This window comes from Psychrobacter sp. FME13 (genome assembly GCF_014861395.1).
In the GTDB taxonomy this organism is placed as follows: domain Bacteria; phylum Pseudomonadota; class Gammaproteobacteria; order Pseudomonadales; family Moraxellaceae; genus Psychrobacter.
This window is the reverse complement of record NZ_RRYV01000109.1, coordinates 1-10,284: the sequence shown is the minus strand read 5'-3', so window position 1 is coordinate 10,284 and position 10,284 is coordinate 1. Positions and strand designations below refer to the sequence as shown.

The 10,284-nt window shown below is 42.6% G+C and carries 10 protein-coding genes and 1 tRNA gene; 5 read left to right on the top strand and 6 right to left on the bottom strand.

The genetic code is table 11. The features are described 5' to 3' along the window. Positions 1-116: 116 nt before the first annotated feature. Together EI164_RS11700 and EI164_RS11695 are read left to right on the top strand one after the other, a co-directional pair. Entirely contained in the window at positions 117-1,550 is a 1,434-nt protein-coding gene (locus EI164_RS11700) for a deoxyguanosinetriphosphate triphosphohydrolase (RefSeq protein ID WP_192520136.1), read from the top strand. A gap of 103 nt (positions 1,551-1,653) precedes the next feature. Further along, a complete protein-coding gene (locus EI164_RS11695) occupies positions 1,654-2,334 on the top strand; it encodes a TetR family transcriptional regulator (protein WP_192520135.1) in 681 nt (226 codons plus the stop codon). A 354-nt stretch (positions 2,335-2,688) separates the two neighbouring features. Here the strand turns inward: EI164_RS11695 and EI164_RS11690 are convergent, their stop codons facing one another. Both EI164_RS11690 and EI164_RS11685 read right to left on the bottom strand, forming a co-directional pair. Next, positions 2,689-3,372, bottom strand: a complete 684-nt coding sequence (locus EI164_RS11690; protein WP_192520134.1) for a TetR/AcrR family transcriptional regulator — start codon at positions 3,370-3,372, stop codon at positions 2,689-2,691. Between the two features lie 220 nt (positions 3,373-3,592). After that, positions 3,593-4,381 (bottom strand): TatD family hydrolase, encoded by a 789-nt coding sequence (locus tag EI164_RS11685; RefSeq protein WP_192520133.1) that lies wholly within the window; start codon positions 4,379-4,381, stop codon positions 3,593-3,595. A 181-nt stretch (positions 4,382-4,562) separates the two neighbouring features. Here EI164_RS11685 and EI164_RS11680 point away from each other — a divergent pair, with 181 nt between their 5' ends. Further along, entirely contained in the window at positions 4,563-5,228 is a 666-nt protein-coding gene (locus EI164_RS11680; protein ID WP_192520132.1) for an acyltransferase, read from the top strand. Between the two features lie 21 nt (positions 5,229-5,249). On the opposite strand, the gene EI164_RS11675 is transcribed toward EI164_RS11680, so the two are convergent. Beyond that, a complete protein-coding gene (locus EI164_RS11675; RefSeq protein ID WP_192520131.1) occupies positions 5,250-7,037 on the bottom strand; it encodes a GspE/PulE family protein in 1,788 nt (595 codons plus the stop codon). A gap of 50 nt (positions 7,038-7,087) precedes the next feature. After that, positions 7,088-7,978, bottom strand: coding sequence for an SAM-dependent methyltransferase (locus EI164_RS11670; RefSeq protein ID WP_192520130.1), 891 nt, complete (start codon positions 7,976-7,978; stop codon positions 7,088-7,090). Positions 7,979-8,497: 519 nt separating this feature from the next. Between EI164_RS11670 and EI164_RS11665 the strand changes: the two genes are divergently transcribed. Next, positions 8,498-9,271 carry a ferredoxin--NADP reductase gene (locus EI164_RS11665; protein ID WP_192520129.1) on the top strand — a complete coding sequence of 258 codons (774 nt, stop codon included), beginning with the start codon at positions 8,498-8,500 and terminating at the stop codon, positions 9,269-9,271. A gap of 155 nt (positions 9,272-9,426) precedes the next feature. Continuing rightward, positions 9,427-9,512 (top strand) — tRNA-Leu (locus tag EI164_RS11660). 110 nt (positions 9,513-9,622) lie between these two features. On the opposite strand, the gene EI164_RS11655 is transcribed toward EI164_RS11660, so the two are convergent. After that, positions 9,623-9,994, bottom strand: coding sequence for an SEL1-like repeat protein (locus tag EI164_RS11655; RefSeq protein WP_192520128.1), 372 nt, complete (start codon positions 9,992-9,994; stop codon positions 9,623-9,625). 8 nt (positions 9,995-10,002) lie between these two features. Next, positions 10,003-10,284, bottom strand: a 282-nt coding sequence (locus EI164_RS11650) for a tetratricopeptide repeat protein (protein WP_192520127.1), incomplete at its 5' end; no start/stop codon positions are given.

Below are 10,284 nucleotides of genomic sequence, written 5' to 3'. Positions count from 1 at the left end.
GAAATTCACCTCCACCCTAATGTCGGGTGGAGTCCTCTTTCGCTTTTTTGATAGTATGCTGTACCAAGGTCACTATTTTGCTATGCTAGAAGCTCCCTTGGTTTCGGATATTGCATATGCTAAGTACACCAACCTCTTTGTCATCTCCTACCACACAATGGTCGCACCTCCTCAATTCACAGCGCCTCGGTACTACCAAAAAATTCAACGCCAATAAAAGCACCCGTTCTCAGTTTCATAAAGACTATGATAGGCTTGTTTTTTCGCATTCTTTTCGACAGCTCAATCAAAAAACCCAAGTCCATCCGCTGACCAATCAGCTAGGGATTCATACTCGCCTAACGCACTCGCTTGAAGTGTCGTGTATTGGACGCTCTTTAGCCATGATGGCAGCAGAAAAGCTTCATGATAAATTAGCCAGCGGTTTACCCACAGGTATCTCGCCAGCTGATGTTGGCGTCATTGTACAAGCAGCATGCCTTGCCCATGATATCGGCAACCCACCATTTGGTCATGCAGGTGAGTATGCCATCCGTGACTGGTTCGTAAAACCTGAACATCAAACGATGCTGCAAGATTTCAATACTAATGAAAAACTCGACTTATTAGCATACGAAGGTAATGCTCAAGGGTTTCGGCTGTTGGCCCGCAATGAGCATCATCCAGATAAAGGCGGCATGAGACTGACTTGTGCGACATTAGGTGCTTTTATGAAGTATCCATGGTTAGCGACACATAGCAACCCTGATGTTCAAAAGCTTTCTCAAAGCGCTCTAGCCACTAAGGTGCAAAAGTTTGGCTGTTTTTATAGTGAAGCCTCGCAATTAGAAGAGTTAGCAGCGTGCTTAAATTTACCGCGCTCAGAGCAGCACGATGGCTTTGCGCGGCATCCACTGGCTTATTTACTAGAAGCCGCTGATGATATCTGCTATGCCCTAATTGACTTGGAAGATGGCATTAATCTGAATATACTTACTTACGCTGAAGTGGCTACTATATTTTACGAGCTCATCGGTGAGCGACCTACTAGGATTGACTTACCCACACACCTCTCCATCAGACAAAGTCTAGCGTCATTACGGGCACGAGCGATGATGCGTTTGGTCAATACTGTAACCGATGCTTTCGTCACCAATAGTGACGCCCTACTTGCTGGAAAACTAGACGGCAGCCTATTTGATCACTGTGACACAACAGTACAAAATGGTATTAACCAAGCCAAACAATTGGCACGTGAAAAGATATTCAATCATCCAAGCAAAGTGCGCATGGAGCTGATGGCCAATCAATGCCTGCATCGTCTATTAGACGCCTTTATGCCGCTCGCTTGGACAGGAAATGATACAACATCTCCATCACAGTTCATGTCTTTTGAGCAGCAGCGCCTACTAAAACTACTGCAGCCACATCTCCATGAGCATCGCCGTGACTTGTCAGACAATGTCTATCACAATATTTTAAATATTTTGGATTTTATTACGGGTATGAACGACCACGAGGCCTATCGACTGGCTCAAGAATTGCAAGGTCATTGGAGTACGATGGTTTGATAGACCAGTGTAGTTTAATAAATTCACGCAAATTGCGTATTTTATTCGTATTTTTATGCTGAAATGAGTATGATAAAACCCTATCGGATAATTTTGAAATATTATGAGTAGTCGCGAACAAAAAAAACTTCAAACTCGGCACGCTTTTTTTAATGCTGTGCTCGATTTATGTATGACAGGACAGTCTTTTAGCTCTATCAGCCTCAGACAAGTCACGCGTGAGGTCGGTGTTGTGCCGACGGCATTTTATCGGCATTTCGATGATATGGAATCACTCGGGCGGGCGTTGGTGGTTGAAGAATTAGGAGGCACGTTAGCCATATTAAGCGACAGCTTACAGATTGGACGTAAACGCAGCTTCGATCGTCAAATTGCCAAGAGTATTCAGTTGTTTTTATACATGGTCAGTGATCAGCCTTATTACTGGCAGTTTTTGATCAGTGAACGTTATGGTGGTTCAGAAGCGGTTCGTAAAGCCATCAACGACCTCATTAAAAAACATGCTCAAGGCCTCGCTGATGACTTAGCACTACAGCCAGCATTTACGCATATTAATGCCTATGATCGGCGTTTATTGGCTGAAGCGGGAGTAAACATGTTCTTTTCTTGGATCATTGATTGGTTAGAGCTGACCTACACAGAAGATCATGATGATGAAATTGATTTGAATGAAATTGAAGAGAATAAGCAGTTGATGCTACATAACTGCACTCGCCAAGCACAGATGCTATTTTATGGTGCTTATAACTGGAAATCTAGCGAAGAGACCTGCTTAAAAGATTAGATTGGTTCGCCATCATGCCTGCTATGGCAAAGGCTCTATAAAAGTCTTATTAGCAAACTAGGAGATGTTGAAGATTCATAAATAGCTGCCTGTTTTCGCTAAGCACGTTTCTAAACAAGGCGTGAAACGACGGTGATGCTCATGCCTTAACTAGGTTTGCAACACAGTTAAGGCATGAGCATCAGCGCCAATATCAATAGAAAGAGACAAGACTACTTTTGCCATTTCATCATTAGGCATAGACGTTTAGAATCACCAAACCTACTATTTTTAACGTCGAGATATCTAAAAAATAGTCCTTAGCAGTGTCATCGTCGAATATCAAACACGCCCGAACAAGCATCGATATTTCGATTAATAGTTGGTATTACGATGCTCTTCTGACTCAGTCTCAATTTGTTCTACCAATTCCTGCATATCTTCATCCATGACTTCATCACTGACAGCAGGATAATGACTGGGCAATTCTAGTATCTGCTGCACAAAGGCATAGCGTAGCGTATCTCGGCGACCCAAATAACGCTGATAAAAGCTCGAATTCAGCAGTCCTGCTCCGCCCTGACCCATGGCCCAGATAGATGACAGATAATCACGCGTACTCAAGCTACTGCGCTCATCCTTTAAGTAAGCACTGATAATATCAATCAAGCGTTTCATGCGCTGACGGCGAATATCATACAGTTCACCAAATAAGCGATTAAGACCCGTCGCCGATGCTGCCAAACGCTCTTCAATCTGATTCAGTAGCATGGCTTTTTGCGGATTAAATAATTGCTGAAAAATCATACGCGCCACGCCTGCCGATGCACAGTCATCAATCCGATTAATATCAAACAAATGCTCTTCATAACGTATAATAATACGTAAATAAAGCTCATCCTTACTGGAGAAATGTTTATATAGCGTACCTTTAGCCAAATCTAGCTGGTCTGCCAAACTGTCTAAAGTGATATCACCATCACCCGACTCAAGTAGCAGTTGCTCTGCCATCGCCAAGATATTCTCTTCTCGTAACTTGAACTGACGTTGACGACTCATAACCTCTCCTAAAACCTAACAACATTTAGCACATAATCATCATTTATATCAGATCAGCGATATGATCAGTATCAAATCATATAAAGCCTTCTAGAAAAAACGATAGAGAACCTGCTTACACTTCCTAATTAATATTTTATAATCATACGCTTATACGAATTAATAGCCTATAACTATAAGCCCGTACAGCAAATGACTGACTGGTCATAGCATAACCATTTTAATGATACTGTGCCAGTAAATTTTCAAAGTTTTTTGCAGTTAATGCGCCTACCTCTTCGCTACTACAACCATACATATCCGCGATGCAACTTGCAACGTAAGGTACATATGCAGGCTCATTGGGTTTACCACGTTTGGGTACAGGCGCTAAGTAAGGACTATCAGTTTCGATAAGCAGTCTGTCTCTAGGCATGTTTTTTGCGGCATCTTTGATTTGTTGGGCACTTTTGAAACTGACGATACCCGAAAATGAGATATAGAATCCTAAATCAAGTGCTTTTTTTGCAGTCTCCCAATCCTCGGTGAAACAGTGAATAATGCCGTGCTCTGCCCCTTCAGCTTTTAAGATATCGATTGTATCTTCTTTAGCATCACGCATATGTATGACCAATGGCTTTTTCAAACGTTGACTGGCATGAATATGACGAGCAAGGCTGTCTTGTTGCGCCTTTTTATTCTCTGTCGACCAGTAGTAATCTAGCCCCGTCTCTCCAATTGCCCATACATGATCTGCAGCAGCGGTTTCTACCAAACGCTCAACAGTGGCTGATTGTAATACGCTAATATCTTCACAAGGATGAATCCCCACACTCATACCAAGATTAAGCGTGTCATCACCATAGGTGCTAACGATATTGGCAATCTCATCATATTCAGCAAAATCACACATAATCGCCATTGCTCGAGTGACATTGGCTGCTTTCATAGCCGCGATTGCGCCCGATAATTGACCATCATATTTGGTCAAATCTAGACGGTTTAGATGGCAGTGTGTATCAGTAAACATAAAAATCTCGTTAATAAAAATAGAAAAATAAAAATGGATAAATAAAAATATTGGCATTCAATATCTGAATAAATAATTCAATAGATGGTTTAGTTATTGTTCTTAAACAGGCTATTTTCAAGTACTGTTTAACGGTACACTATCAGCAGTCCCAATATTTGAACGTGCAACAGATCCCATTATGAACCCTAAAAAAACCATCACCTTATCGCCTATCATAAAAGCTATCGTGCCCAAACAATTGTATAAGCGACGGTTTTTGTTACAGGATAAAGGACACAGCAATCATATTGATATCGCTAGCGATGCGTATATTGTTGGCGACTCAGCTATCACCATTCGTAAAGGTCATGACAATCAAATTACCATCGGCAAACGCGGTAAATTTAATAGGTTAAAAATTGACATCAACGGTAATCACAATCATATAACTATCGCAGAGCAGGTCAAATTCTCTGGGCAGTTATTAATCGTTGGTAACCATCTACACATTCATATCGGTGAACGCACCACCGCGATTGACTGTTATATTTTGGCACGTGACAAAAGCGTGAGCATTGGTAACGCTTGCATGATATCGCGTGGCATTGAGATTCGCGCCACTGACGTGCATAAAGTTTATGATATGAACGCTGACATTAGGATAAACACTGCACATTCAGACGTTGTTTTAGGAGATCATATTTGGATTGCTGCCAATGTGACGATTTCTAAAAACGTTTCTATAGCCAGTGGCTGTATCATTGCAGCTGGCTCTTTTGTCAATAAACCAGTCGTCACCCCTAACTGCATGGTCGCAGGCACGCCAGCAAAGGTTATCCGTCAAAATATACGTTGGGAGCGCTAAAAACTGTTTAATGCTCTAGCATTAATTTAGCGGCACCACTCGCATCACTTCCTCTATAGTCGTCACTCCTTCACTAATGCGCTTGGCACCTGATAACCGAAGTGGTTGCACTCCTTCACGGTATGCTTGCTGCTTCAGTACATCCAGATTTGAGTCAGCCGCGACTAGTTTTTTGAGCTCAGTTGACAATGGCATGATTTCATACAGACCTACACGGCCCTGATAACCAGTATGACGACAGTGCTCACAGCCATTTGCGGTATACAGCTGTGCGGGCACTGGTGCGCGCCAAGGTTGTACTAGCTCTTGCCACTGAATCGCTATTTCACTATCAGGTATGACATCGATCGCTTGTTTGCAATGCGGGCATAAGGTACGTAGCAGACGCTGTGCCATCACCCCCAAGATAGTCGCCGAGGTTAAAAATGGCTGCACACCCAAATCATGCAAACGAGTGATTGAGCTTGGTGCATCGTTGGTGTGCAACGTCGAAAGCACCAAATGCCCTGTTAGCGAGGCTTGCACTGCCATATTGGCTGTTTCGGCATCACGAATCTCACCGACCATGATGATGTCTGGATCTTGGCGCATCAAGGAGCGAATACCATCGGCAAAGTGCAAATCAACGCCTGCATTTACCTGCATTTGGTTAAAGGCTGGCTCGATCATTTCAATCGGATCTTCAATGGTACAGACGTTAACCTGCTCTGTGGCAAGCTGCTTCAATGTACTATACAAGGTGGTTGTTTTACCCGAACCCGTTGGGCCTGTGACCAGAATAATTCCGTTCGGATGCGATGTCATCTCATTCCACATATCAAGCTGCTTACCAGAAAGGCCTAGCTGCGCAAACGAGCGTACCAGCACCTCAGGGTCAAACACACGCATGACCAACTTTTCACCAAAAGCGGTCGGCATGGTAGAGAGACGCAGTTCCGTTTCTAGTCCTTTTGGTGTGCGCGTTTTTAGTCGACCATCTTGCGGTTTCCGCTTTTCTGCGACATTCAGCCGTCCCAGAATTTTAATCCGTGCTGTGACCGCGACGATAATCGCTAAGGGCATCTCATAGACGGTATGCAACACACCATCAATGCGAAAACGCACCTTGCCAGTCTCACGGCGTGGTTCAAGATGAATATCACTCGCCCGCTGCTCAAACGCATATTGCAACAGCCAATCAACGACTTTCACGATATGCTGATCATTGGCATCAGGATTGGTGTTGTCACCCAATTGCAATAACGCTTCAACATTAGTAACATCAGATGCTGCACGCTTATGAACGCTATTTGCACCCGCAATCGCTTGCGTCACTTGATAAAATTCTTGGCGATAACGATTTATTTGCTCAGGATTGATATAAACCGTACGATAGCTTTTGGCTTTGATGAGCTTTTCAATACTCGATTGCCAGTCAGTATAAAATGGCTGATCGGTACCGATGACCACTTCGTCCACCGTGACCTCAACTGGTAATATGTGCTGTGAGCGTGCATATTCAAACGACATCAACTTTGTCACCGCAGGCACATCGACTTTTAGGGGGTCGATACGCACGAGTGGCATACCCGCTTTGGCAGCGAGCCACTGATTCAGCCATGATAACGTTAATTTGTTCTCAGCACTGTTATCGACCGCATGACCATTTGGCAAACCAAAATCACGAATGGTCAACAGTGGGTGCTGCGTCTTATCACGTCGGCTGGTAATGACCAGATTATAACCACGCTGATCGATTACCTTATCTGCCAACAGCTCATCCAGGCACCAACGCAAATCAATCACTATCGAATATTTTTGCTCAGACATATTTTTCTTCTTTTATCGTTTTAGAATATATGGTTAAAAATGATATCAATTTACATCACTTCTACAACGGCTGTTATTTGTAGTTCATCTACTGCTATCAACTGAAAGCTCACATCAACAGATTTATAGCGCATAGTAAACGGCATATTTATTTGAGTACGACGATAGGCAGGACGCGGATCTTGCGCAACGAGTGCTTTAATAACATCTATATCAGACAATACTAACTGACTCTGTATCTGACCTATAAATGCCGCAACCGTATCCTGTTTTATATTAACTGCTTGGTCATTCTCAAAAGTCTGCTCGGTATCAGCTAATGCTAAAAACTGCTCGTAGGCAGACTCCGTTATCGTCACCTCCAACCGCTCAGGAGCAGAAGGAGCAAACCCGCTTGCGGCCTCTATCAGTGCATCACTGTAAGCCACATACGGCTTTATATCAACAATAGGCGTGCCATCTATCATGTCCGCACCGCTAATGACGAGCAATGCTTTCCCTTGTACGATTTTGATATGCTCCAGCTTGACGACTGACAACCCTAACGCCGACGGTCGGTACATACTACGACTGGCAAAGACGCCTATCTTTTGATTACCGCCCAGTCTCGGTGGTCGTACTTGCGGGCGAAAGCCAGTGGTTTTTGTCGTAGCTGTATTTTTGTTAGCCAAATTGTCTGTTTTTATGTCTTTATTTATGTTTTCTTTTATATTATTTTTTACATAATTGTGATGAAATTGCCAACTGATCCAAACATGGCTAAACGCTTCTAACCCCGCAAATGCCGCTGGCGTGTCATAAGGCGCTAGCATCTCGATCACACTCGTCAGCGCTACCAGATTGGGCTGACGCGGCGCACCAAACTTCTGTGATAGCGGCGCACGGTGGTAACCAATGATTGGCGCATGATGATTTTCTAAAACAGTACATCCATCAGGCATAAACCCTCTCCAAAACATCCGCCGATAATGACATTTCACCTATCGTCGATCCACTATAAAATAAATACAGCGATACCGGTTACATTTTGCACAGCCTCTATCTATGGGCACAGCAAGCAAGAAAAATGTAAACCATACCCTGTGGTTGCGCCTCTTTTATTTAGGGCTGACGATATATAAAACAGCTTGAATACAAAATTATTCACTAACGATATTCCATTTTATCATGCTACATAATCATTGCTAGACGGATTTTTATTTTAAATTTTGCTATTATGAGCAAGAATAATTATTGAGAATGAATTGCATCCAGATTAAGATGCCCTGTAGCTTATTTATACAGACCAATTCATATAAACTGATTCATACAGACTGTATTTATATAAACTAAAGTATACTGCGACATCTGGACACTGCCTGACTATTTAAGCATCATCATAATAAAGGTTTGATGCAGTGCTATATGACACATTCAATTAATACTATTAACGCAAACAGCGACTATTTAACGAGGACTTTATGTCAAAACTTCGCACCGAAATGGTTACAGAGGTTCATCACTGGAATGACTCTCTATTTAGCATAAAAACTACTCGCGACGACGGCCTACGCTTTCGTAATGGTGAATTTGCGATGATTGGTCTCGTCGTCGATGGCAAGCCATTATTACGTGCTTACTCGATTGCCAGTGCTAATTACGAAGACCAATTAGAGTTTTTCTCTATTAAAGTACAAGATGGCCCACTAACCTCACGCCTACAACACATTAAAGTAGGCGACGAGCTATTGGTTAGCAAAAAACCAACGGGCACGCTGGTATTAGATGATTTATTACCAGGTAAGCATTTATACATGCTATCAACAGGCACAGGACTGGCACCGTTTTTGGCCTTGTCACGTGATCCTGAAGTGTATGAGCGTTTTGAGAAAATTATTTTGGTCCATGGCGTACGTCATACCAAAGATTTGGCCTATCGTGATATGTTCGAAACCGAGCTGGCCAATGATGAGATATTTGGTGAATGGTTCCGCGAAAAGTTCATCTACTACCCGACTGTGACTCGTGAAGAGTTTAGAAACCAAGGTCGTATCACGGATCTTATGAAATCAGGCAAGTTCTTTGAAGATATCGGCTTACCACCGATGAATAAAGACGACGATCGCGTGATGATTTGCGGTAGCATGCCATTTAATGCAGAAGTGTCTGCTATCTTAGATGACTTTGGTCTCACCGTCTCACCACGTATGGGCGTACAGGCTGACTATGCGGTTGAGCGTGCTTTCGTCGGTTAGTATGATACAGAGATTGGAGTTTTTGAGAAAATCAAAAATTATAGTAAATAATTCTTGACGGCTAAAAATAGCCTGCTATAATACGCAGCCTATACAGAGTTAACCCTGTAGCCCAATTCAATAATACCTATCTAGTAGATATTATTACCTAACATGCCAGTGTGATGGAATTGGTAGACATGACGGATTCAAAATCCGTTGCCTAATAAGCGTGTCGGTTCGAGTCCGACCACTGGTACCAATACATAGTTCTATACTATCTTATAGAATAACTAAAGCCCCTGATATCAGGGGCTTTATTGTATCTGGTGTTTCATACTGTCGCTAAAATATATAGAAAGCGCCGGTAAATCAATAATCATGCTGATACACTGGATCATAGCTGTCAGAGTCCATTTGATTATCATCACAGCTGGGACACGTTTCGACAACGCTATCTTCGATAATGTACATATCGATATTATCATTTTGGCGAGCGGCTTTTTGAGACCAGTGATGTGCTTTGTCTGAGTCTTGATCAACGCCCGTGCCTTCTCTGTACCCTGTATCTTCTCTATACATAGAAGCCTGATAGTGCTGAGCATCAGTATCGCCTTGATTAGCAAGTGCTGTCTCATTGATTGTAAAAGAAGTTTCAGCAACTGCTGAAACCATCATTCCAAATGACAACCCTATCATTAGCACCTGATAAGTAGATGTCTGCTTTAACTTTTTTAAGATCATAGTTTCTCCTATTTAATTAGCGACAACTCATCACAACTAGGCTGATAGCCATTGTCACAAGATTTTCTATACCACTCTTGTGATTTAATTTTGTCTTGCTCCACACCTCTACCTTCAAAATACATTAAACCAAGACTGTTCTGTGCTTCGGCTATGTCTTGATTTGCAGCTTTTAGATACCATTCGGCTGCTTTTTTATCATTAAGCTCAACCCCCTTACCAGTTTCATACATGTGGTAATCCCCCCAATAAATAAGAACACTCATAAATAGAGAGTAACTGCTAGAATA